This is a genomic window from Kitasatospora atroaurantiaca (assembly GCF_007828955.1).
In the GTDB taxonomy this organism is placed as follows: Bacteria; Actinomycetota; Actinomycetes; order Streptomycetales; family Streptomycetaceae; genus Kitasatospora; species Kitasatospora atroaurantiaca.
Genome location: NZ_VIVR01000001.1, coordinates 3,068,494 through 3,089,173, shown reverse-complemented (window position 1 = coordinate 3,089,173; position 20,680 = coordinate 3,068,494). Strand labels below are relative to the sequence as shown.

General features: G+C 67.6%; 25 protein-coding genes. 20 read left to right on the top strand and 5 right to left on the bottom strand.

The window, feature by feature from the left end:
- Positions 1-39: 39 nt before the first annotated feature.
- From FB465_RS14195 to tuf, 5 genes are all read left to right on the top strand, one after another.
- A complete protein-coding gene (locus FB465_RS14195; protein ID WP_246192660.1) occupies positions 40-618 on the top strand; it encodes a DUF1707 and DUF4190 domain-containing protein in 579 nt (192 codons plus the stop codon).
- Positions 619-1,023: 405 nt separating this feature from the next.
- Positions 1,024-1,395, top strand: a complete 372-nt coding sequence (gene rpsL, locus FB465_RS14190) for a 30S ribosomal protein S12 (protein ID WP_014144289.1) — start codon at positions 1,024-1,026, stop codon at positions 1,393-1,395.
- A 2-nt stretch (positions 1,396-1,397) separates the two neighbouring features.
- Complete coding sequence (rpsG, locus tag FB465_RS14185) at positions 1,398-1,868, top strand: 30S ribosomal protein S7 (RefSeq protein ID WP_030457432.1); 471 nt, start codon at positions 1,398-1,400, stop codon at positions 1,866-1,868.
- A 39-nt stretch (positions 1,869-1,907) separates the two neighbouring features.
- A complete protein-coding gene (gene fusA / locus FB465_RS14180) occupies positions 1,908-4,010 on the top strand; it encodes an elongation factor G (protein ID WP_145790808.1) in 2,103 nt (700 codons plus the stop codon).
- Between the two features lie 196 nt (positions 4,011-4,206).
- On the top strand, positions 4,207-5,400 hold the full coding sequence (tuf, locus tag FB465_RS14175) for an elongation factor Tu (RefSeq protein WP_145790806.1): 1,194 nt from the start codon (positions 4,207-4,209) through the stop codon (positions 5,398-5,400).
- Positions 5,401-5,590: 190 nt separating this feature from the next.
- Here the strand turns inward: tuf and rfbC are convergent, their stop codons facing one another.
- Together rfbC and rfbA are read right to left on the bottom strand one after the other, a co-directional pair.
- Positions 5,591-6,187 carry a dTDP-4-dehydrorhamnose 3,5-epimerase gene (gene rfbC, locus FB465_RS14170; RefSeq protein WP_145790804.1) on the bottom strand — a complete coding sequence of 199 codons (597 nt, stop codon included), beginning with the start codon at positions 6,185-6,187 and terminating at the stop codon, positions 5,591-5,593.
- Positions 6,184-7,059, bottom strand: a complete 876-nt coding sequence (gene rfbA, locus FB465_RS14165; protein ID WP_145790803.1) for a glucose-1-phosphate thymidylyltransferase RfbA — start codon at positions 7,057-7,059, stop codon at positions 6,184-6,186. Before rfbA ends, rfbC begins: the two co-directional genes overlap by 4 nt.
- An 82-nt stretch (positions 7,060-7,141) precedes the next feature.
- Here rfbA and rfbB point away from each other — a divergent pair, with 82 nt between their 5' ends.
- From rfbB to FB465_RS14135, 6 genes are all read left to right on the top strand, one after another.
- On the top strand, positions 7,142-8,116 hold the full coding sequence (gene rfbB / locus FB465_RS14160; RefSeq protein WP_145790801.1) for a dTDP-glucose 4,6-dehydratase: 975 nt from the start codon (positions 7,142-7,144) through the stop codon (positions 8,114-8,116).
- Positions 8,113-9,048 (top strand): dTDP-4-dehydrorhamnose reductase, encoded by a 936-nt coding sequence (gene rfbD / locus FB465_RS14155; protein WP_145790799.1) that lies wholly within the window; start codon positions 8,113-8,115, stop codon positions 9,046-9,048. The genes rfbB and rfbD overlap by 4 nt, the downstream gene beginning before the upstream one ends.
- A 113-nt stretch (positions 9,049-9,161) precedes the next feature.
- Positions 9,162-9,563, top strand: a complete 402-nt coding sequence (locus FB465_RS14150; RefSeq protein ID WP_145790797.1) for a DUF2304 domain-containing protein — start codon at positions 9,162-9,164, stop codon at positions 9,561-9,563.
- Positions 9,560-10,354: a glycosyltransferase family 2 protein gene (locus tag FB465_RS14145; protein WP_145790795.1), complete on the top strand. Its 795-nt coding sequence runs from the start codon at positions 9,560-9,562 to the stop codon at positions 10,352-10,354. The genes FB465_RS14150 and FB465_RS14145 overlap by 4 nt, the downstream gene beginning before the upstream one ends.
- 9 nt (positions 10,355-10,363) lie before the next feature.
- Entirely contained in the window at positions 10,364-11,254 is an 891-nt protein-coding gene (locus FB465_RS14140) for a glycosyltransferase family 2 protein (RefSeq protein WP_145790794.1), read from the top strand.
- Positions 11,255-11,272: 18 nt separating this feature from the next.
- The gene (locus tag FB465_RS14135) at positions 11,273-12,574 is read left to right on the top strand and encodes a lipopolysaccharide biosynthesis protein (RefSeq protein ID WP_211785778.1); all 1,302 of its coding nucleotides are present in this window, start codon (positions 11,273-11,275) and stop codon (positions 12,572-12,574) included.
- Positions 12,575-12,578: 4 nt separating this feature from the next.
- On the opposite strand, the gene FB465_RS14130 is transcribed toward FB465_RS14135, so the two are convergent.
- Entirely contained in the window at positions 12,579-13,877 is a 1,299-nt protein-coding gene (locus FB465_RS14130) for an acyltransferase family protein (RefSeq protein ID WP_170290581.1), read from the bottom strand.
- A 204-nt stretch (positions 13,878-14,081) separates the two neighbouring features.
- On the opposite strand from FB465_RS14130, the gene FB465_RS14125 reads away from it, so the two are divergent.
- The gene (locus tag FB465_RS14125; RefSeq protein ID WP_145790790.1) at positions 14,082-14,720 is read left to right on the top strand and encodes a class I SAM-dependent methyltransferase; all 639 of its coding nucleotides are present in this window, start codon (positions 14,082-14,084) and stop codon (positions 14,718-14,720) included.
- A 75-nt stretch (positions 14,721-14,795) separates the two neighbouring features.
- Here FB465_RS14125 and FB465_RS14120 read toward each other — a convergent pair whose 3' ends face one another.
- A complete protein-coding gene (locus tag FB465_RS14120; protein WP_145790788.1) occupies positions 14,796-15,038 on the bottom strand; it encodes a hypothetical protein in 243 nt (80 codons plus the stop codon).
- Positions 15,039-15,043: 5 nt separating this feature from the next.
- On the opposite strand from FB465_RS14120, the gene FB465_RS14115 reads away from it, so the two are divergent.
- Both FB465_RS14115 and FB465_RS14110 read left to right on the top strand, forming a co-directional pair.
- Entirely contained in the window at positions 15,044-15,526 is a 483-nt protein-coding gene (locus tag FB465_RS14115) for a DUF6973 domain-containing protein (protein ID WP_425461176.1), read from the top strand.
- Between the two features lie 40 nt (positions 15,527-15,566).
- Positions 15,567-16,142 (top strand): hypothetical protein, encoded by a 576-nt coding sequence (locus FB465_RS14110; protein ID WP_145790785.1) that lies wholly within the window; start codon positions 15,567-15,569, stop codon positions 16,140-16,142.
- Between the two features lie 171 nt (positions 16,143-16,313).
- On the opposite strand, the gene FB465_RS14105 is transcribed toward FB465_RS14110, so the two are convergent.
- Positions 16,314-16,880 carry a Uma2 family endonuclease gene (locus FB465_RS14105; protein WP_145797341.1) on the bottom strand — a complete coding sequence of 189 codons (567 nt, stop codon included), beginning with the start codon at positions 16,878-16,880 and terminating at the stop codon, positions 16,314-16,316.
- Positions 16,881-17,524: 644 nt separating this feature from the next.
- On the opposite strand from FB465_RS14105, the gene rpsJ reads away from it, so the two are divergent.
- The 6 genes from rpsJ to rpsS are packed head-to-tail and all read left to right on the top strand — an operon-like array spanning position 17,525 to position 20,673.
- Complete coding sequence (rpsJ, locus tag FB465_RS14100) at positions 17,525-17,833, top strand: 30S ribosomal protein S10 (protein WP_012785157.1); 309 nt, start codon at positions 17,525-17,527, stop codon at positions 17,831-17,833.
- A gap of 14 nt (positions 17,834-17,847) precedes the next feature.
- Positions 17,848-18,495 (top strand): 50S ribosomal protein L3, encoded by a 648-nt coding sequence (rplC, locus tag FB465_RS14095; protein WP_033824234.1) that lies wholly within the window; start codon positions 17,848-17,850, stop codon positions 18,493-18,495.
- Positions 18,496-18,499: 4 nt separating this feature from the next.
- Complete coding sequence (gene rplD / locus FB465_RS14090; RefSeq protein ID WP_145790783.1) at positions 18,500-19,177, top strand: 50S ribosomal protein L4; 678 nt, start codon at positions 18,500-18,502, stop codon at positions 19,175-19,177.
- Positions 19,177-19,500, top strand: coding sequence for a 50S ribosomal protein L23 (rplW, locus tag FB465_RS14085; protein WP_425461175.1), 324 nt, complete (start codon positions 19,177-19,179; stop codon positions 19,498-19,500). The genes rplD and rplW overlap by 1 nt, the downstream gene beginning before the upstream one ends.
- A gap of 43 nt (positions 19,501-19,543) precedes the next feature.
- On the top strand, positions 19,544-20,380 hold the full coding sequence (rplB, locus tag FB465_RS14080; RefSeq protein ID WP_145790779.1) for a 50S ribosomal protein L2: 837 nt from the start codon (positions 19,544-19,546) through the stop codon (positions 20,378-20,380).
- Positions 20,381-20,391: 11 nt separating this feature from the next.
- A complete protein-coding gene (gene rpsS, locus FB465_RS14075; protein ID WP_035848164.1) occupies positions 20,392-20,673 on the top strand; it encodes a 30S ribosomal protein S19 in 282 nt (93 codons plus the stop codon).
- Positions 20,674-20,680: the final 7 nt, after the last annotated feature.

Sequence of the window (20,680 nt, the reverse complement as noted above, 5' to 3'; positions counted from 1 at the left end):
CGCGCGCACAGCGCGCCGGGGTGTCGGGAGGTGGCCGGATTGGCCGTACAGCCGTGGGGGCCGCAGCCGCCGTACGGCGCGCATCCGCACGCCCAGCCGCCTGCTGTGCCGCACGCCCAGCCCTGGCAGCCCGCTGCGTCCCCGCAGTCCGCGATGCGCGCCGCGCACACCGACCGGGAGCGCACGGTCGACGTCCTGAAGGCCGCCTACGCCGAGGGCAGGCTCTCGGCCGAGGAGTACGCCCAGCGCTTCGACGCCGCCTACCAGGCGAAGACGTACGGGCAGCTGGCCCAACTGGTCACGGACCTGCCGGCCGGGCCGATGGTGGCCCCGCTGGGCAGCGCGATGCCGGTCGTACCGCAGACCTTCCTTCCCCCTCCGGCGCGGCCGCGTACCAACCCGGTGGCGATCACCGCGATGGCGCTGGGCCTGCTCTGCGTCCCGACCTTCGGCGCGCTGGCCGTGCCCGCCGTGGTGGCGGGGCACGTGGCCAAGTCGCAGATCCGTACCCGTGGCGAGGAGGGCGACGGGATGGCCACCGCGGGCCTGGTCTTCGGCTGGTTGTCCATCGGTGGCTGGACGTTGCTGGTGCTGCTCGCCCTGCTTCTCGGCGGCTGACGGCTCGCCACCTGCCGCCGTCTGTGGTAAGACGGGTCAGTCGGCTACCGCCATTCGGGTGTCCCGCCCCCGTCAGTGCTGAGCTGCGGCGTTGCATTTGTTTTGACCGGCGCCGATGCGCTAGGTACGCTCTGACCTTGTGCCTGGGGTGTCCCCGGGTCCTTGTGCGTGCATGCACACCGGCCGCCGCGCCACATCGGAGCGTCTCAACCCGCTCCGCGCGCGCGAGTGCCGCCGCTGCACATCAGCTCATGGGATTCCGCGATTCCTCCACTGCATGGGCAGGCCTCACGGCCGGCGCCGCAGAACGGAAGAGGCTCAACACACCCGACCGCGTGGGTCGGAGCGTTGGGGTCACCGCAGGTTAGTTTTACGCAGCCTTGGCACACAGAAAACGGAGAAACGGTGCCTACGATCCAGCAGCTGGTCCGAAAGGGCCGGCAGGACAAGGTCGAGAAGAACAAGACGCCCGCGCTGAAGGGTTCCCCCCAGCGCCGCGGTGTTTGCACGCGTGTGTACACGACCACCCCGAAGAAGCCGAACTCGGCTCTCCGTAAGGTCGCCCGTGTGCGCCTCACCAGCGGGATCGAGGTCACCGCCTACATTCCGGGTGAGGGCCACAACCTGCAGGAGCACTCCATCGTGCTGGTGCGCGGTGGCCGTGTGAAGGACCTTCCTGGTGTCCGCTACAAGATCATCCGCGGCTCGCTCGACACCCAGGGTGTCAAGAACCGCAAGCAGGCTCGTAGCCGCTACGGCGCCAAGAAGGAGAAGTAAGAATGCCTCGTAAGGGTCCCGCCCCGAAGCGCCCGGTCATCATCGACCCGGTCTACGGCTCGCCGCTTGTGACCTCGCTGGTCAACAAGATCCTGCTGCACGGCAAGCGCTCCACCGCCGAGCGGATCGTCTACGGCGCCCTCGAGGGCGTCCGCGAGAAGACCGGTGCCGACCCCGTGGTCGCCCTCAAGCGCGCGCTTGAGAACGTCAAGCCCACCCTTGAGGTGAAGTCCCGCCGCGTCGGTGGCGCCACCTACCAGGTGCCGGTCGAGGTCCGTCCGGGCCGCGCCAACACCCTGGCGCTGCGCTGGCTGGTCGGCTACTCCCGCGCCCGTCGCGAGAAGACCATGACCGAGCGTCTGCTCAACGAGATCCTCGACGCCAGCAATGGCCTCGGTGCTTCCGTGAAGCGTCGCGAGGACACCCACAAGATGGCCGAGTCCAACAAGGCCTTCGCGCACTACCGCTGGTAGTCCGAACCCCGTCACTAGACAGAGAGAGAACGAGCCACCATGGCTGCAACCTCCCTTGACCTCGCCAAGGTCCGCAACATCGGGATCATGGCGCACATCGACGCGGGCAAGACCACCACCACCGAGCGGATCCTGTTCTACACCGGTGTCTCGTACAAGATCGGTGAGGTCCACGATGGCGCTGCCACCATGGACTGGATGGAGCAGGAGCAGGAGCGCGGCATCACGATCACGTCGGCCGCGACGACCTGCCACTGGACGCTCGACGGCGTTGACAACACCATCAACATCATCGACACCCCTGGTCACGTCGACTTCACCGTCGAGGTGGAGCGTTCGCTCCGCGTGCTCGACGGTGGCGTGACGGTGTTCGACGGCGTTGCCGGTGTCGAGCCCCAGTCCGAGACCGTGTGGCGGCAGGCTGACCGCTACGGCGTCCCGCGTATCTGCTTCATCAACAAGCTGGACCGCACGGGCGCGAACTTCTTCTTCTGCGTCGACACCATCGTGGACCGCCTCGGCGCCACCCCGCTGGTGATGCAGCTGCCGATCGGTGCCGAGGCCGACTTCGTCGGCGTCGTGGACCTGGTCAAGATGAAGGCCCTGGTCTGGTCGCCCGAGGCGACCAAGGGCGAGATGTACGACGTCGTCGACATCCCGGCCGACCTGGTCGACCAGGCGAACGAGTACCGCGAGGCGCTCATCGACACCGTGTCGAACGTCAGCGACGAGGTGATGGAGGCCGCCCTCGAGGGCGAGGACATCCCCGAGGAGCTGCTGATCGCCGCGATCCGCAAGGGCACCCTGGACTCGTCCTTCACGCCGATCTTCTGCGGCTCCGCGTTCAAGAACAAGGGCGTTCAGCCCCTGCTCGACGCGGTCGTGAAGTACCTGCCGTCGCCGCTCGACATCGAGGGCATCGAGGGCACCAAGCCGAACAGCGAAGAGAAGATCGTCCGTCAGGCTTCTGACGACGAGCCGCTGGCCGCCCTGGCGTTCAAGATCATGTCCGACCCGCACCTGGGCAAGCTCACCTTCGTCCGCGTGTACTCCGGCCGCCTGGAGTCCGGCACCTCGGTGCTGAACTCCGTCAAGGGCAAGAAGGAGCGCATCGGCAAGATCTACCGCATGCACGCGAACAAGCGTGAGGAGATCGACTCGGTGGGCGCCGGCGACATCATCGCCGTCATGGGCCTGAAGCAGACCACCACCGGTGAGACGCTGTCCGACGAGAAGCAGCCGGTCATCCTGGAGTCCATGGACTTCCCGGCCCCGGTCATCCGCGTCGCGATCGAGCCCAAGTCCAAGGGTGACCAGGAGAAGCTGGGTGTCGCCATCCAGCGTCTCGCGGAGGAGGACCCCTCCTTCCAGGTCAACACGGACGAGGAGACCGGCCAGACCATCATCGCGGGTATGGGCGAGCTGCACCTCGAGGTGCTGGTCGACCGTATGCGTCGTGAGTTCAAGGTCGAGGCCAACGTCGGCAAGCCGCAGGTCGCGTACCGCGAGACGATCCGCAAGGCCGTCGAGCGTATCGACTACACGCACAAGAAGCAGACCGGTGGTTCCGGCCAGTTCGCGAAGATCCAGATCGCGATCGAGCCGCTCGAGTCCGGCGAGGGCTACGAGTTCGTGAACAAGGTCACCGGTGGCCGCGTGCCGAAGGAGTACATCCCCTCGGTCGACGCCGGTTGCCAGGAGGCCATGGAGTTCGGTGTTCTCGCCGGCTACCCGCTTCAGGGTGTCCGCGTGACGCTGCTCGACGGTGCTTCGCACGACGTCGACTCCTCCGAGCTCGCGTTCAAGATCGCCGGTTCGATGGCCTTCAAGGAAGGCGCCAGGAAGGCCGGTCCGGCCCTGCTGGAGCCGATGATGGCCGTCGAGGTCACCACGCCCGAGGACTACATGGGCGATGTGATCGGCGACATCAACTCCCGCCGTGGCCAGATCCAGGCCATGGAGGAGCGTCACGGTGCCCGCGTCGTCAAGGCGCTGGTGCCGCTCTCCGAGATGTTCGGCTACGTCGGTGACCTGCGCAGCAAGACCTCTGGTCGCGCGAGCTACTCGATGCAGTTCGACTCGTACGCCGAGGTTCCGCGGAACGTGGCGGACGACATCATCGCCAAGGCCAAGGGCGAGTAACTTCCCGACATACGGGATGTTCGTGACCCCTTAGGCTATTAGGAGGCAAACCTGGGGGGATCTACCCAGATCCCCCCAGGTCCTCCGGCCCCCACCCGCGGGACGGCATGGAGTGCCATCGGCATTCCGTACCCAACCCGATCAAAGACCAACTGACGTCAGCACGGCGTACAGAACTGTCCTCAGGAGGACTGCAGTGGCGAAGGCGAAGTTCGAGCGGACGAAGCCCCACGTCAACATCGGCACCATCGGTCACATCGACCACGGTAAGACGACCCTTACCGCGGCCATCACCAAGGTGCTGCACGACGCTTACCCGGACATCAACCCCTTCACGCCGTTCGACCAGATCGACAAGGCGCCGGAGGAGCGGCAGCGCGGTATCACCATCTCCATCGCGCACGTCGAGTACCAGACCGAGGCGCGTCACTACGCCCACGTCGACTGCCCGGGTCACGCGGACTACATCAAGAACATGATCACCGGTGCGGCCCAGATGGACGGTGCGATCCTCGTCGTCGCCGCCACCGACGGCCCGATGCCGCAGACCAAGGAGCACGTCCTCCTGGCCCGCCAGGTCGGCGTTCCCTACATCGTTGTCGCCCTGAACAAGGCCGACATGGTGGACGACGAGGAGATCCTGGAGCTCGTCGAGCTCGAGGTTCGTGAGCTCCTCTCCGAGTACGACTTCCCGGGCGACGACCTGCCGGTCGTGCGCGTCTCGGCGCTCAAGGCGCTCGAGGGCGACAAGGAGTGGGGCGAGAAGCTCCTCGGCCTCATGCACGCGGTCGACGAGGCCATCCCGACCCCGGCCCGTGCCACCGAGCTGCCGTTCCTGATGCCGATCGAGGACGTCTTCACGATCACCGGTCGTGGCACCGTCGTCACCGGTCGTATCGAGCGTGGTGTCCTCAAGGTCAACGAGACTGTCGACATCATCGGCATCAAGGAGACCAAGACCACCACCACGGTCACCGGCATCGAGATGTTCCGCAAGCTGCTCGACGAGGGCCAGGCCGGTGAGAACGTCGGTCTGCTCCTCCGTGGCATCAAGCGCGAGGACGTCGAGCGCGGCCAGGTCATCATCAAGCCGGGTTCGGTCACCCCGCACACCGAGTTCGAGGCCCAGGCCTACATCCTGTCGAAGGACGAGGGTGGCCGTCACACCCCCTTCTTCAACAACTACCGCCCGCAGTTCTACTTCCGTACCACGGACGTGACCGGCGTTGTGACCCTCCCCGAGGGCACCGAGATGGTCATGCCGGGCGACAACACCGCCATGTCGGTCGTGCTGATCCAGCCGATCGCCATGGAGGAGGGCCTCAAGTTCGCCATCCGTGAGGGTGGCCGCACCGTCGGCGCCGGCCAGGTCACCAAGATCACCAAGTAATTTGGTGCTCTGACCTGAGCTGTCGTTCAGACAGGCTCAATACCAGAGGGCCCGCTCCCTCCGTCCGCAAGGACGGGGAGGGCGGGCCCTCTGGTGTTTGCTGGACGGGTTTGCTTCGGCGGAGAACGGCAAACGGAGAACGGATGACAGAATCTGAAATCTGTCATCCGTTCTCCGTTGAAGCGTGTGGCTAGCCGTTCAGCGAGCCGGTGAACGCGCGACACACCTCGTACGAGGGCAGCAGCCCGCTCGCGACGGCCTCCGCCAGCGAGGGCGCGGCCTCGTCCCGGGCGGAGAGCTGCGGGGCGTCCGCCGGCCACTCGATGCCCAGGTCCGGGTCGAGCGGGTGCACCGCGTGCTCACCGGTCGGGTTGTAGGTCTCCGAGCAGAGGTACGACAGTGTGGCGTCGTCGGTGAGCGCGCAGAAGCCGTGCCCGAGGCCCTCGGAGATGTAGACGGCGCGGCGGTCCACGTCGTCCAGCCGGACGCCCTCCCAGCGGCCGAAGGTGGGGGAGCCGACCCGCAGGTCCACGATCACGTCCAGCACCGCACCGCGCACGCAGGTCACGTACTTCGCCTGCCCCGGCGGCACGTCGGCGAAGTGGATGCCGCGCACCACACCGCGCGCGGACACCGACAGGTTGCCCTGGGCGAGCCGCAGCGGGTGGCCGACCACCTCGGCGAGCCGGTCGAAGCGGTACCACTCGGCGAACAGTCCGCGCGGGTCGCCGTGCAGCTGCGGGGTGATCTCGAAGGCGCCCTCGATCGCCAACTCGCGGAACTTCACCGGCCGTCCTCCTCGTCCAACAGGTTCAGCAGGTACTGGCCGTACCCGCTCTTGACCAACGGCTCGGCCAGCGCGCGCAGTTGGGCGGAGCCGATCAGCCCCGCGCGCCAGACGGCCTCCTCGATGCAGCCGATCTTGAAGCCCTGGCGTTCCTCGATCACCCGGACGAACTCCGAGGCCTGCACCATCGAGACGAACGTGCCGGTGTCCAGCCAGGCCGTGCCCCGGTCGAGCTTGGTGACGTGCAGCTCGCCGGCCCGCAGGTAGGCCTCGTTGACGGCGGTGATCTCCAGCTCGCCCCGGGCACTGGGCTGCAGCCCCCGGGCGATCTCCACCACGCGGTTGTCGTAGAAGTACAGCCCGGGCACCGCGTACCGGGACTTGGGCCGGACCGGCTTCTCCTCGATGGAGATCACCTGGCCCTCTCCGTCGAACTCCACCACGCCGTACGCCGTCGGGTCTGCCACCGGGTACGCGAAGACCCTGCCGCCCTTGGCCTCGGTGTGCTCGGCGAGCCGCGTCCCGAGCCCGCTGCCGTGGAAGATGTTGTCGCCGAGGATCAGCGCCACCGGCTCGTCGCCGATGAATTCGGCGCCCAGCACGAAGGCCTGCGCGATGCCCTCCGGGCGCTCCTGGACGGCGTACTCCAGGCGCAGTCCGAGCTGCGAGCCGTCGCCGAGCAGCCGCTGGAACTGGGACTGGTCCTCCGGTGTGGTGATGATGAGGATCTCGGTGATCCCCGCCATCACCAGGGTGGAGAGCGGGTAGTAGATCATCGGCTTGTCGAACACCGGTAGCAGCTGCTTCGACACCGCGCGGGTCAGCGGCCACAGTCGTGAGCCGGTGCCGCCGGCCAGGAGAATTCCTCGCATGGCAGCAGCCTATTCGAGGCCTGACAGGCCGAAGGCGCAGCAACCGGGGCGCAGGGGCCGTCAGCGGTACACTTCGCGCACTATGCGCATCCTTGTGACCGGCGGCGCCGGGTTCATCGGTTCCGAGTTCGTCCGCTCGCTGCTGGGCGCGGACGCTTCGGCCCAGATCACCGTCCTCGACAAACTCACCTATTCGGGTGTCGAGGCCAATCTCGCGCCGGTGGCCGACCGTCCGGGGTACGCCTTCGTCCGCGGTGACATCTGCGACGCGGCCGCCGTCGACGCCGTGATGCCCGGCCACGACGTGGTGGTGCACTTCGCGGCCGAGTCCCATGTGGACCGCTCGATCGAGGGCGCGGGGCCGTTCGTCCTGACCAACGTGGTCGGCACCCAGGTGCTGCTGGATGCCGCCCGCAAGCACGGCGTGGGCCGCTTCGTGCACGTCTCCACCGACGAGGTGTACGGCTCGATCAGCGAGGGTTCCTGGACGGAGGAGTGGCCGCTGGCCCCGAACTCCCCGTACTCCGCCTCCAAGGCCTCCTCGGACCTGCTGGCGCTGGCCTACCACCGCACCCACGGCATGGACGTGGTGGTGACCCGCTGCTCCAACAACTACGGGCACTACCAGTTCCCCGAGAAGGTCATCCCGCTCTTCACCACCAACCTGATCGACGGGAAGCCGGTGCCGCTGTACGGCGACGGCGGCAACATCCGCGACTGGCTGCACGTCTCCGACCACTGCCGGGGCATCGAGCTGGTGATGCGCGGCGGCCGGGCCGGCGAGGTCTACAACATCGGCGGCGGCACCGAGGTCACCAACAAGGAGCTCACCGGCCTGCTCCTGGAGGCCGCGGGCTGCGGCTGGGAGATGGTCGAGCACGTGCCCGACCGCAAGGGCCACGACCTCCGCTACTCGCTGGACATCAGCAAGATCCGCCGCGAGCTCGGCTACGAGCCCCAGGTTTCCTTCGCGGACGGCCTGGCGGCCACCATCGCCTGGTACCGCGACAACCGCGCCTGGTGGGAGCCGCTCCGGACGAAGGCGGCGCTCGCATGACGCGCTGGCTGGTCACCGGAGCGGGCGGGATGCTCGGGCGCGACCTGCTGACCGTCCTGGCGGGCGCGGCCGACTCGGCGGGTTCGGCGGGCTCGGCGGGCTCGGAGGGTTCGGCCGGCTCACCCGATGAGGTCACCGCCCTCGACCGGGCCGCTCTCGACATCACCGACCCGGCCGCCGTCCGGGCGGCCGTGGCCGGTCACGACGTCGTCGTCAACTGCGCCGCCTGGACGGACGTCGACGGCGCCGAGAGCGCCGAGGCCGCGGCCACCGCCGTCAACGGCACCGGTGTGCGCCACCTCGCCGCCGCATGCGCCGAGGCCGGTGCCCGGCTGCTGCACGTCTCCACCGACTACGTGCTGCCCGGCGACGCCGACCACCCGTACGCCGAGGACGCCGCCACCGGCCCGGTCAATGCGTACGGCCGCAGCAAGCTGGCCGGCGAGCAGGCCGTCGCCGAGCTGCTGCCCGAGCGCGGGTACATCGTCCGCACGGCCTGGCTGTACGGCGAGCACGGCCCCAACTTCGTCGCCACCATGCTCAAGCTGGCCGCCCAGCGCGAGACCCTCGACGTGGTCGACGACCAGCAGGGCCAGCCCACCTGGTCGTACGCGCTGGCGCAGCAGCTCGCCGCACTCGGACGCACCCCGGACGCCCCCGCCGGCATCTACCACGGCACCGCCTCCGGCCGGACCACCTGGTACGGCCTGGCCCGGGCGACGTACCGGCTCAGCGGCCTGGACCCGGAGCGGATCAGGCCCACCACCTCGGCCGCCTTCCTCCGACCGGCCGTCCGGCCCGCGTACAGCGTGCTCGGCCACGAGCGCTGGGCCGCCGCCGGACTCGCACCGCTGCCCGACTGGAGCGACTCCCTCGCCGAGGCGCTCCGGCGCCCGGCCTTCACCGCGCTCGTCCCGATAGCCGCGCCCTAGCCGTACGCGCACGTCCCTGTCACCCCGTTCACCCTGTCCGTGGCGTCACCCGCAGCTGCCCTAGGCTGTTGGTCTCCACGAGGACCCCCGCGCACGGAAGGCGCCCACCCGCTGTGCAACTCTCCTTCCTCACCTCGATCACCGGCATCGTGGTGCTCGCCTACATCCTGGAGCTGTTGCGCAGGCAGCAGCTCCGCGAGAAGTACGCCGCGATCTGGCTGAGCATCGGGCTGGTCATCGCGCCGCTCGGGTTCTTCCCCGACCTGCTCGACTCCACCGCGCGTCGGCTGGGTGTGGCGTCCGGGGTGAGTCTCGTCCTGTTCGCGGGCTTCGTACTCGTGCTCATGGTCAGCCTCCACCTCAGCTGGGAGGCGAGCCGCCTGGAGGCGGAGACCCGGACACTGGCCGAGGACGTGGCGCTGATCCGTGCCCACCTCGCCCAGCACGGTGGCATGCCGACCCCAGAGGCGCCCGTTCAGGCAGTGGCCGCCGGCGAAGGAGAGGTCCGCTCGTGAACGACGGGCGTCGCGTCCTGATCATCCTCCCGGCCTGGAACGAGGCCGACGGCCTGCCGGCCGTCCTCGGTGAGATCAAGCAGCAACTGCCGTACGTGGACACCCTCGTGGTCGACGACGGCTCCACCGACCGCACCGCCGAGGTGGCCGCCGCCGCCGGTTCGGCCGTCGCCCGGCTGCCGTTCAACCTGGGTGTCGGCGGCGCGATGCGCCTCGGCTACCGCTACGCGCAGCAGCACGGCTACGACATCGCGGTCCAGATCGACGCGGACGGCCAGCACGACCCCGCGTACGTCCCCGCACTGCTGGAGCGCCTCGCCGAGGCGGACCTGGTGATCGGCGGCCGCTTCGACGGCGAGGGCGACTACAAGGTCCGTGGCCCGCGCAAGTGGGCCATGAAGCTGCTCTCCCTCGTCCTCTCCCGGATCACCCGGACCCGGCTCACCGACACCACCTCGGGTTTCCGTGCCTGCAACCGGCCGCTGATCGAGTTCTTCGCCCGCTGGTACCCCGTCGAGTACCTCGGCGACACGGTGGAGAGCCTGGTCGGAGCGGCCCGCTGCGGCTTCACGGTCCGCCAGGTCCCGGTCGCCATGCGCGCCCGCACCACCGGGCGGCCGAGCGCCTCGCCGGTGAAGGCCATGATCTACCTGGTCCGGGCCGGTCTGGTGCTGCTGCTCGCCATAATCCGCCGGATGCCGCAGGAACTCCGGGACCTGGCTCCGGGATCGCCCTCCTACATCGCGTACTCCGAGCAGACCCGCCTCCGGCAGTTCGCCACCAAGCCGTAGGGGCCGTTCATGTCACGCTTCGAGATCATGCTGCCCTACTACGGCGACGTCCGGCTGATGCAGGACGCCGTCCGCAGTGTCCTCGCCCAGGACGGCGACGACTGGCGCCTCACCGTTGTCGACGACGGCCGCGAGCCCGGCGTTCCCGAGTGGTTCGCCGCCCTCGACGACCCCCGGGTCCGCTACTTCCGCAACGAGCAGAACCTCGGCGTCACCGGCAACTTCAACCGCTGCCTGGAGCTCGCCGAGTACGAGTACCTCGTGCTGATGGGCTGCGACGACCTGATGCACGCCGACTACCTGTCCGTCGTCCGGGCGACGGCGGACCGTGAGCCCAAGGCCGCGATGATCCAGCCCGGCGTAGAGGTGATCGGCAGCGACGGCCTGCCGTACGACACCCTGGCCGACCGCACCAAGCGCAAGCTGTACGCCCCCAAGGGGCCGGGCCGCGCCCTGCTCGGCGGGGAGGAGCTCGCCGTCAGCCTGCTGCGCGGCAACTGGCTCTACTTCCCCTCCATCTGCTGGCGCACCGAGGCCGTCCGGCGCTTCGGATTCCGTGCCGACCTGGGCGTGATCCAGGACCTTGCGCTGGTCATCGACCTGCTGGTGGCGGGGGAGACCCTGGCCACCACCCCCGAGGTCTGCTTCAGCTACCGCCGCCACGCCGAGAGCGAGTCCTCGGCCAAGGCGTTCACCGGGCACCGCTTCGAGGAGGCCAAGCGCTTCTTCCTGGAGACCGCAGACCGGCTCGCCGCCTTCGGCTGGCCGCAGGCCGCCAAGGTCTCCCGGCTGCACCTGTCCTCCCGGCTGCACGCCCTCACCCTGCTCCCCGGCGCCGCCCGGCACGCCGGCCGCTCCGGCGTGTCCGCGATGCTCAGGCACGCCACCGGCACCCGCTGACGCTTGGAAGCCCGAACCATGAACCCCCTGGCCACAATCGGCAAGGCCCTGCCGCCCGGTACCAAGCTCGTCGCGGCCGGCACCGTCGTGCTCGGCGCCGCCTCGTACGTTCACTTGGCGGTGGCGGGTCACAGCCTCTCGACCGCCGACATGGCCGGGGTCTCCGTCCTCTGGACGATAGTGATGTCCGTGGGGATGGGGCTCTTCTTCCCGCTGGAACAGGAGCTCACCCGGATCGTCGCGGCCCGTGCCGTGCACGGCGACGGGGCCGCGCCGGTCCTGCGCCGTGCGGCCGTGCTGACCGCTGGATTCCTGGCCGTGGTGGTGGGTCTGCTGGCCCTTTTCGAACGGTTGGTGGCAGACCGCTTCTTCCACGGGAGTCTGCAGCTGGTCTGGGCACTCGGGGGCGCCTTCATCGGGCTTGCCCTGACGTTCATGACCCGTGGCGTGCTCGCAGGCCTGGGTCGGTTCAACGCCTACGGAGCTCAGCTGGCCATCGACGGTGGTCTGCGGATACTGCTGGCGCTCGCCTGCGGTGCCGCCGGGCTCCACTCGGCCCTCGCCTTCAGCCTGATCCTGGCGGTGGCCCCGCTGATCGCCTTCGCGGTCACCCTGCCGACCACGGTGCGCGCCTCCCTGCCGGGCCCGCCGATCAGCTGGCCCGACCTGCTGCGCGGCTTCGGGCCGCTGATCGGCTCCACGCTGCTGGCTCAGATGATGGTCAACGCCGTGGTGATGAGCACGCAGCTGCTCGCGCCCACCGAGGTGGCCCTCGTAGCGGCGCTGCTCAACGCCCTGGTCCTGGCCAGGGTGCCGCTCTTCGTCTTCGCCGCGCTGCAGGCCTCACTGCTCTCCGGCCTCAGCAGTGTCGCCGCAGCCGGAGACCACGCCGGCTTCGTGCGGATGCTCCGCAAGGCCTGCCTGGCGGTCACCCTGCTGTCCGTCTGCGGTGGTATCCCCGCCGTGCTGATCGGACCCTGGCTGATCCGGATCCTGTTCGCGGCACCCGATGTACTGACACACCTCGACTTCCTCTGGCTCTCGCTCGGCACGCTCTGCTACCTGCTGGCCCAGGTCCTCGGTCAGGCGCTGATCGTGCAGCACCGCCACCGCGCACAACTCGCCTCCTGGCTCGTCGGCACGGCCGTCCTGTGCGGGGTGACCACGCTGCCGGGCGACGTCGCCACCCGCGTCACGGTGGCCTTCACTGCGGGCACCGCCGCCACCGCGCTCGTCATGGTCTGGGCCCTGCGCCGCGCCGCGCTGCGTACGCCTGCGGTCTCGGCGCAGCCCGAGGCCGAGCCGATCCGCACCTCCTGACCGATCATTCTGGTCTCGACCGGACGAGGCCCTCTGCCTCGCCCCGGCCCCCCGCACGGCAGGAAAGCACTGCGGAAGAGCACTGCCCGCCTGCCGGCGACGAACTCGTGCAGCGCATCCTCGGGCTACGCCTTCTCTCCTCCTCGGGCTGGGGCTCACGCACAGGTTCGCCGCGCCGAGGCGTCAGCACGTTCTTGAGTCGTAGTGCCGGAGCCTCGACGAGATACCAGGAGAGGACGGCGGCTCCCATCGCGCAGAGCGTGGAGAGGACGAAGTAGGGCAAGTAGCCCCAGCGACTGACGCCGAGGTCGGTGAGGACCTGCTGTGCGACGAAGGCGTAGATGTACAGGCCGTACGAGTAGTCGTTCTTGGCCCCGATGCGGCACAGGAGCGTGGGCATCCGGACGGCGGACCAGATCAGGAGATACGCGACAGCGGGGAGCCCGACGAGGGTGAAGCCACCGAGACGTAGGGACAGCAGAAGCACGCCGGCAGCGACGCCAGCGGCGAACCGGTTGATCGGGAAGCGCTCGCGGAACAGTTCGGCCAGCGCGCCGAGCGAGAACATGAAGAAGAGAGGGACCAACTGAGCCGTGTTTCCGGTACCGAAGACCGGCAGGGTGAACAACTCGCCGTGTGCCGCGTAGGTCGGTGCGCGCAGCCCGTCGTACCGAACGGCCTGCTGCGTCAGCAGCGCGACCCCGCTCATGGCAAGCAGCAGGACTACCCAGCGAGCCCGTCGGAGCACGCCGAGTGCGGCTAGCAGGGCCACGCCCAGATACGCGAGCACTTCGTAACTCAGAGACCAGATCGAGCCGTTGAACGCCCCCGGGTGCGGATTCCCAGCGAGCAGTCCGCCAATCCCGTACTGGTGGACCGTCACGGTCCAGTTGGCTGCCAGGTAACTCCATGGCCCGTCGGGGCGCGACCACCAGGCGGAGAGATCCCGTCCCTCGTGCCATGCCACCAGCGGTGCCACGACTAGCGCGGTCACCAGCAGGCAGCACCACAGCCCGGGAAGTATTCGCAGTGCTCGGTGCCAGAGGAAGCGGCCGACACCGAGGCGCCGCCCGCTGCGGGTTATCAGCAGCCCGGACAGCACGAAGAAACCGCACACAGCCAGCGTGCCGACATCCGTCTGCCCTCTGGTCGCAGCCGCACCCATGTTCGGCCTGCCGAATCCGAGTGGAAACGAGTGCGAGGCGATGACGGCCAGCGCCAGCAGGAGCCGGAGGGCGCCGAAGCCGTTGCGTTGCGACCACGCGCCGGCGAGGCTGCCGGATCCTGCCGGCTTCTTCCCCATGTACTGCTCCCCCCGCCGTCTCTTCGTTCGATCGGACGGCGCCGCGAAACTATCACGGCCGCTCCGTCTGGTAGTCATGCAATAACGGTCCGTTGATCTCTGGTCAACTGGTTGGCTGTCGCATCACCCCCGCTGAAAGCGGTCCGTCGCCCGGCTGTCAGACTTCCGTCGACAGGAGCACGCCGTACGTCTCGGAGAGATCGCATGGGAATCACCACCGTCGTCCGCCGTCGGCTCGGTAAGTACGAGATACCCGCGGCTGAGCTCTACCGGTCGGTGTTCATAGACCTCGACAGCCTCGCCACCACGCTGCTGAGCCTCAGCAAGCCCAAGCGCATCCTGGAGATCGGCTGCGGTGACGGCGCCGTCGCCGAACGGCTGGTCGGTGCGCTGCCGGACGCCGAGTACGTCGGCATCGACGTGATGGACAACCCGGGCCGGCTCTTCCGCGGCGACCGTAACCGCGCAGAGTTCCGCTCCGTCTACTCTCACGACCTGCGCGCCGAGGGCCCGGCCCTCTTCGACCTCGTCCTGGTCGTGGACGTCCTGCACCACGTGCCGGCGGCCCAGCGCGACGCGCTCCTCCGCGACGCCGAGGCCCTCCTTGCCCCGGGCGGCACCCTGATAGTGAAGGAGTGGGAGCGCCGCTCCGACTTCGCCCACCTGATGGCATACACGGCCGACCGCTACGTCTCCGGCGACAAGAACGTCGACTTCGCCGACCGCGACCAGCTGCTCGCCGTCATCACCCGCGCCCTGCCGGGGCTCTCGGTCGTCTGCGAAACCCGCGTCCCCCCGAAGCGCAACAACGTCCTCTTCGCGCTCCGCCGCTCGGAGATCTGATACCTCTCCTGAATGGCAGCCCAGTGGGCCGCGGCTCAGCAGCCGCGGCCCACTGGTGTCTCCGTTCGGTGCAGGTCAGTCGCCTGCGGCGATGACCGACTTGGGGGTCCCGTAAAGGGTGCCCTGAACGTAGGTGGTGACGTTGCCCATCGTGGTCCATGAGCCGGTCGTCTTGCGCACACTGTGGTAGATCGTCCCTGCGCTGTTCACGGCCACGAACTGCATATGGTTGGCCGCCCCGGCGTCGACGCCGGCCATTGCGATGCTCACCACTGTGCCGGGGTTGGACGCGGTCGCCGCCTTGACGTCACCGAACACGCCCCATGGCGTGTGTTGAGCATCCGGTGGGATGTAAAGACTATAAAGACATCAGTACGTGGGCGTTGGAGACTTCTAGTGGCGTGATAACAAACGAAATTGAAACCGCTCACCCTGGGAGGAGAAACGCGTTTCGACACTTCATCTGGCGCGCTGAGATGGAGGTGGAGATGGGATCTGAGGTATCCGAATATTTCGCAGATGCCCATGAGGCATGGAACTCGATCGCGGAAACTACGGACCATCTGGCCGATTTGGCTAACAATGAGACCGCGATCGGGATTGCTCACGAGGTGATGGCGCACCTTCCGCCGAAGACCATCGGGACTGATCTGAGGGTTGACACCATCCCGGCGATGCTGCGCAGGACCGAATCTGCGCAGCAGGTCGTAGCCCTGGCTAAAGCCCAGATTGAGGCGGATGACTATATGACGACGTATGATTTCCCATCATCCCTCAATCGTCCTGACCTCGCTAGGATTCCCTAGGTTCATGAGGTCAAATCCAGCCCTCAATTCTGGAGCTCCTATGCAGTGGAGAAGCCTGAGTTATCTCAACAATTTCGGCAGGTCTGATGACGCCTTGAGTCTGCTCGGACTTGCTCTGGCTATTACCGTCCTGTCATCGTGCTCGTCGGCGCCTCGCTCGGCGGTTCACACCGACTCCCTCGATGCGTGTCGCAAGCTGGAGAAGCATGCTTCGATTTCCGTTCCACACGGCGCCTCCGGAGCGGAATGCCTCGACTCCTCTCTCCTTGACGTGAATGTCGCCTTGAGATTTACGGGTTCTTCAAACATGGTGAACGAGTGGCTTGATAGCCAATTCATTGCGATCGAGGACCGAAGCGCGGCCAGGCCGCTTGGCGCCCGGGCGGGATTGGATGTCATTGTGATCAAACCGGGGGATCTCATCTCAAGGCATTTGATGCCAGGGCTTGGAGCTTTTTCGGAGTCAGGGCGCGAGCTACAGCCCTGGGATCTTTCGAAGGTGGCGAACCCGAGAAGCGTTGAGCCAAAGGGGAAAGACCCGGAAGTCCGGTTCCGACTTCTCATCGGTGATGCGAAAAATGGCCTCGTGGACGTCTATCTGAACGGTTATACGTAGAAACCTCGAGATGTGATATCCGGGAGATCCACATCGGGTCATAGAATTATGGCGAGACCACCGCATTCCCCTGGGTATGCGGTGGTCTTTTGCAGGCCAGCTCTTGAGGATGCCACCGGCGAGCTCGGCGGTCCAGGCGCCGTCGCGGACCTCGCAGTATGCGACGCGCCGTCAGCCAAGGAGGGCCGAGTCAAGCGTGAACGCGAACGGCGCCGGAAGCTCCAGCGGCTTGCCGAAGGACACCCGGTTCAGGTCGCGGTAGTCGCCGTTCTCCGGCGAGGAGAACAGCGTGAGCGCGCCGTCCGTGCGGTCGACGAGGAGATAGAGCGGGATGCCGGCGGCGGCGTAGCCGAGGCGCTTGGCCTCGCGGTCGGTCGACGGCCGGCTGGACGTGATCTCGAAGACCAGGAGCACGCCCGCAGCCGGCATCCACGGCTCCTGGTCGTCGAAGAGGCCCTCGTGGCCGACGGTGCCGTCCGGGATGAAGCGCCCCCGTGGGGTGATGAGCCCCTTGGCGCCGCTGACGTGGACCTCGTCACGCGACATCCGGTAGAGCTGCTTGCTGATGATCGCGAAGGCCGCTTCGTGGTTGCCGTCCGGCGGCGGGGTCACGACGATCTCCCCCTCGATGAGTTCGGCGCGGAAGCCGGCCGGGGTGGAGAGGTTCAGGAAGGCGTCGAGGAGCTCGTCCTCCGCGGACCTGGACAGCCCCGCGTTCGGCTGCTCGATGGATGGCATGGCGGCCATGGCGCGTCCTCCTCGGTCGGTCCTGGTGCGCGCAGCCGTCACTCACCGTAGGCAGCGGCGCGGGTGCTCATGCGCGGAACGAGATGTGCCTCACTCGAAAGTGTGCCGCGAGGGAGCGCGCCATGTCCCGTGCCGCGCTCGGTTTGACAGCTGCCCGCCCGTGGGTACGCTCTTGCGCCCCCGATTGGCGTCCGGCATGCCCGGTATGGCAAGATAGCCAAGTTGCTCGGTTGAGTGCCGATGCTGCGCGCCTCCCGCCGGGAGGACCGGAAGCGAGTCCCATGTACTCGTCGTTCCCGTGATGGCCGTTCATGTGTTCACGTGCTTTGTGTGAATGCAGTGGTGTGTAGTCGACACCGCGGCAGCTGCGGGGCGGACGTACGGGAATCTTCCGGGAAGCGTGGGCGGGGCCTCGACCCGGCGCCTGGTGGGTGCAAGACCTCACCGATCCAGTGGGAAGTCCGCAGGAGGGGAACCTCTTGTCGGATTTTTTGCAAGCGAGACGGCGACACGCCCGACCGCGTGGGTCGGAGGGAAACCGCGAGAGTAACCACCCAGGGGCGCCACCGGACCAAGCCACCCGGCCGACTCCGGCAGTAGAAGCAGCAGACGACACAAAGGACTACTGAGTAGCCATGGCGGGACAGAAGATCCGCATCCGGCTCAAGGCCTACGACCACGAGGTGATTGACTCCTCGGCGAAGAAGATCGTCGAGACGGTCATTCGCACTGGTGCGCAGGTCGCGGGCCCGGTGCCGCTGCCCACTGAGAAGAACGTGTACTGCGTCATCCGCTCGCCGCACAAGTACAAGGACTCGCGCGAGCACTTCGAGATGCGCACTCACAAGCGTCTGATCGACATCCTCGACCCGACCCCGAAGACCGTTGACTCGCTGATGCGCCTCGACCTTCCGGCCGGCGTCGACATCGAGATCAAGCTCTGAGAGGCGCGACGAAGATGGCAAAGCAGATTAAGGGCATCCTGGGCGAGAAGCTCGGCATGACCCAGGTCTGGGACGAGAACAACCGGATCGTGCCGGTGACCGTCGTCAAGGCCGGGCCCAATGTCGTGACCCAGGTTCACACCGCCGACAGCGCGAGCGGCTACGACGCCGTGCAGATCGGCTTCGGCGAGATCGACCCCCGCAAGGTGAACAAGCCCCTCGCGGGCCACTTCGCCAAGGCCGGTGTCACCCCGCGCCGCCACCTGGTCGAGCTGCGTACCTCGGACGCGTCCGAGTACACCCTCGGCCAGGAGATCACCGCTGAGCTGTTCGAGGCGGGTGTCAAGGTCGACGTGACCGGCACCTCCAAGGGCAAGGGCTTCGCCGGTGTCATGAAGCGTCACAACTTCAAGGGCCTCGGCGCCGGTCACGGCACCCAGCGCAAGCACCGTTCGCCCGGTTCCATCGGTGGCTGCGCCACCCCGGGCCGCGTGTTCAAGGGCATGCGTATGGCGGGTCGGATGGGCCACGAGCGCGTGACCACCCAGAACCTGACCGTGCACGCCGTTGACGCGGAGAAGGGCCTGCTGCTCATCAAGGGCGCAATCCCGGGCCCGAACGGCGGCCTCGTCCTCGTCCGCACCGCGGCGAAGGGGCTGTGAGGAAATGAGCACCATTGACATCCTGTCGCCGGCTGGCGACAAGACCGGCAGCCTCGAGCTTCCGGCCGAGATCTTCGACGCGAAGGTCAGCGTTCCGCTGATGCACCAGGTCGTCGTGGCGCAGCTCGCTGCGGCCCGTCAGGGCACCCACAAGACCAAGACTCGTGGCGAGGTCCGCGGTGGCGGCAAGAAGCCGTACCGTCAGAAGGGCACCGGCCGCGCCCGTCAGGGCTCGACCCGTGCGCCGCAGTTCGCCGGCGGTGGCGTTGTGCACGGTCCCGTGCCGCGCGACTACTCGCAGCGGACCCCGAAGAAGATGATCGCCGCCGCTCTCCGCGGTGCGCTCACCGACCGGGCCCGCCACAACCGCATCCACGTCATCACCGACGTTGTTGCGACCGAGGCGCCGTCGACCAAGGCCGCCAAGGGTCTGTTCGGCAAGATCACCGACCGCAAGAACGTCCTTCTGGTCGTCGAGCGTGCGGACGAGCTGGGCCTCAAGTCCGCTCGCAACCTGCCGAACGTGCACATCCTGGACGCCGGTCAGCTGAACACCTACGACGTGCTCGTCTCCGACGATGTGGTCTTCACCCAGGCTGCTTTCGAGCGTTTCGTGGCGGGTCCCGCCGCGTCCGCCAAGGCTGTGGCTGCTGAGGGCGAGCTCGAAGGGAGCGCCGCCTGATGGCTGCAGAGATCACGAGCAAGACGTTCACGGACCCCCGTGACGTCCTGGTGAAGCCGGTCATCTCCGAGAAGAGCTACTCGCTCCTCGACGAGAACAAGTACACGTTCGTCGTGTCGCCCGGTGCCAACAAGACCCAGATCAAGCAGGCCGTCGAGGCGGTCTTCTCGGTCAAGGTCGAGTCCGTCAACACGCTCAACCGTCAGGGCAAGCGCAAGCGCTCCAAGACGGGCTTTGGCAAGCGCAAGGACACCAAGCGCGCCATCGTGACGCTGGCTGAGGGCAACCGCATCGACATCTTCGGTGGTCCGGTCTCCTCCTGACGGAGAGACGGATCGTCGTTAAGGACGAGGACGAGAGAGCCAAATGGGCATCCGCAAGTACAAGCCGACTACGCCGGGCCGTCGTGGCTCCAGCGTGGCCGACTTCGTAGAAATCACGCGGTCCACGCCGGAGAAGTCGCTGGTTCGCCCCCTGCACAGCAAGGGCGGCCGTAACAACGCCGGTCGTGTCACTGCTCGCCACCAGGGTGGCGGTCACAAGCGCGCCTACCGCGTGATCGACTTCCGTCGTCACGACAAGGACGGCGTGCCGGCCAAGGTCGCGCACATCGAGTACGACCCCAACCGCACCGCGCGCATCGCGCTCCTGCACTACGCGGACGGCGAGAAGCGCTACATCATCGCCCCCGCGAAGCTCGGTCAGGGTGACCGGATTGAGAACGGCCCCACGGCCGACATCAAGCCGGGCAACAACCTGCCCCTGCGCAACATCCCGGTGGGTACCGTCATCCACGCTGTGGAGCTGCGTCCGGGTGGCGGTGCCAAGCTGGCCCGCTCCGCCGGTGCCGGTATCCAGCTGCTCGCCCGTGAGGGTCGCATGGCGCACCTGCGCATGCCCTCCGGTGAGATCCGCCTGGTGGACGCGCGCTGCCGCGCGACCGTCGGCGAGGTCGGCAACGCCGAGCAGTCGAACATCAACTGGGGCAAGGCCGGCCGTATGCGCTGGAAGGGCGTCCGCCCGACCGTGCGTGGTGTGGCCATGAACCCGATCGACCACCCGCACGGTGGTGGTGAGGGCAAGACCTCCGGTGGTCGCCACCCGGTTTCGCCGTGGGGCAAGAAGGAGGGTCGCACCCGTAAGCCCGGCAAGGCTTCGGACGCTCTCATCGTGCGCCGCCGCAAGACCAACAAGAAGCGCTAGGAGCAGGTCAGATGCCGCGCAGTCTCAAGAAGGGCCCCTTCATCGACGGCCACCTCATCAAGAAGGTGGACGCTCAGAACGAGGCGGGTACCCAGAACGTCATCAAGACCTGGTCCCGTCGTTCCGTGATCAGCCCGAGCATGCTCGGTCACACGATCGCGGTTCACGATGGCCGCAAGCACGTCCCGGTGTTCGTCACCGAGTCGATGGTCGGCCACAAGCTCGGCGAGTTCGCGCCGACGCGTACCTTCCGCGGTCACGTCAAGGACGACCGCAAGTCGAAGCGTCGCTAGTCGCCAG

Bases quoted from the DNA above. Each gene is read 5' to 3' on its own strand.
- FB465_RS14125 (WP_145790790.1), top strand. From the start codon at position 14,082: ATGGGAATCACCACCGTCGTCCGCCGTCGGCTCGGTAAGTACGAGATA.
- FB465_RS14115 (WP_425461176.1), top strand. From the start codon at position 15,044: ATGGCGTGTGTTGAGCATCCGGTGGGATGTAAAGACTATAAAGACATC.
- rpsG (WP_030457432.1), top strand. From the start codon at position 1,398: ATGCCTCGTAAGGGTCCCGCCCCGAAGCGCCCGGTCATCATCGACCCG.
- rplC (WP_033824234.1), top strand. From the start codon at position 17,848: ATGGCAAAGCAGATTAAGGGCATCCTGGGCGAGAAGCTCGGCATGACC.
- rplD (WP_145790783.1), top strand. From the start codon at position 18,500: ATGAGCACCATTGACATCCTGTCGCCGGCTGGCGACAAGACCGGCAGC.
- FB465_RS14135 (WP_211785778.1), top strand. From the start codon at position 11,273: ATGAACCCCCTGGCCACAATCGGCAAGGCCCTGCCGCCCGGTACCAAG.
- rpsJ (WP_012785157.1), top strand. From the start codon at position 17,525: ATGGCGGGACAGAAGATCCGCATCCGGCTCAAGGCCTACGACCACGAG.
- FB465_RS14130 (WP_170290581.1), bottom strand. From the start codon at position 13,877: ATGGGGAAGAAGCCGGCAGGATCCGGCAGCCTCGCCGGCGCGTGGTCG.
- fusA (WP_145790808.1), top strand. From the start codon at position 1,908: ATGGCTGCAACCTCCCTTGACCTCGCCAAGGTCCGCAACATCGGGATC.
- rfbD (WP_145790799.1), top strand. From the start codon at position 8,113: ATGACGCGCTGGCTGGTCACCGGAGCGGGCGGGATGCTCGGGCGCGAC.
- rplW (WP_425461175.1), top strand. From the start codon at position 19,177: ATGGCTGCAGAGATCACGAGCAAGACGTTCACGGACCCCCGTGACGTC.
- FB465_RS14110 (WP_145790785.1), top strand. From the start codon at position 15,567: ATGCAGTGGAGAAGCCTGAGTTATCTCAACAATTTCGGCAGGTCTGAT.
- FB465_RS14140 (WP_145790794.1), top strand. From the start codon at position 10,364: ATGTCACGCTTCGAGATCATGCTGCCCTACTACGGCGACGTCCGGCTG.
- rfbB (WP_145790801.1), top strand. From the start codon at position 7,142: ATGCGCATCCTTGTGACCGGCGGCGCCGGGTTCATCGGTTCCGAGTTC.
- rplB (WP_145790779.1), top strand. From the start codon at position 19,544: ATGGGCATCCGCAAGTACAAGCCGACTACGCCGGGCCGTCGTGGCTCC.
- rfbA (WP_145790803.1), bottom strand. From the start codon at position 7,059: ATGCGAGGAATTCTCCTGGCCGGCGGCACCGGCTCACGACTGTGGCCG.
- rpsS (WP_035848164.1), top strand. From the start codon at position 20,392: ATGCCGCGCAGTCTCAAGAAGGGCCCCTTCATCGACGGCCACCTCATC.
- FB465_RS14105 (WP_145797341.1), bottom strand. From the start codon at position 16,880: ATGCCATCCATCGAGCAGCCGAACGCGGGGCTGTCCAGGTCCGCGGAG.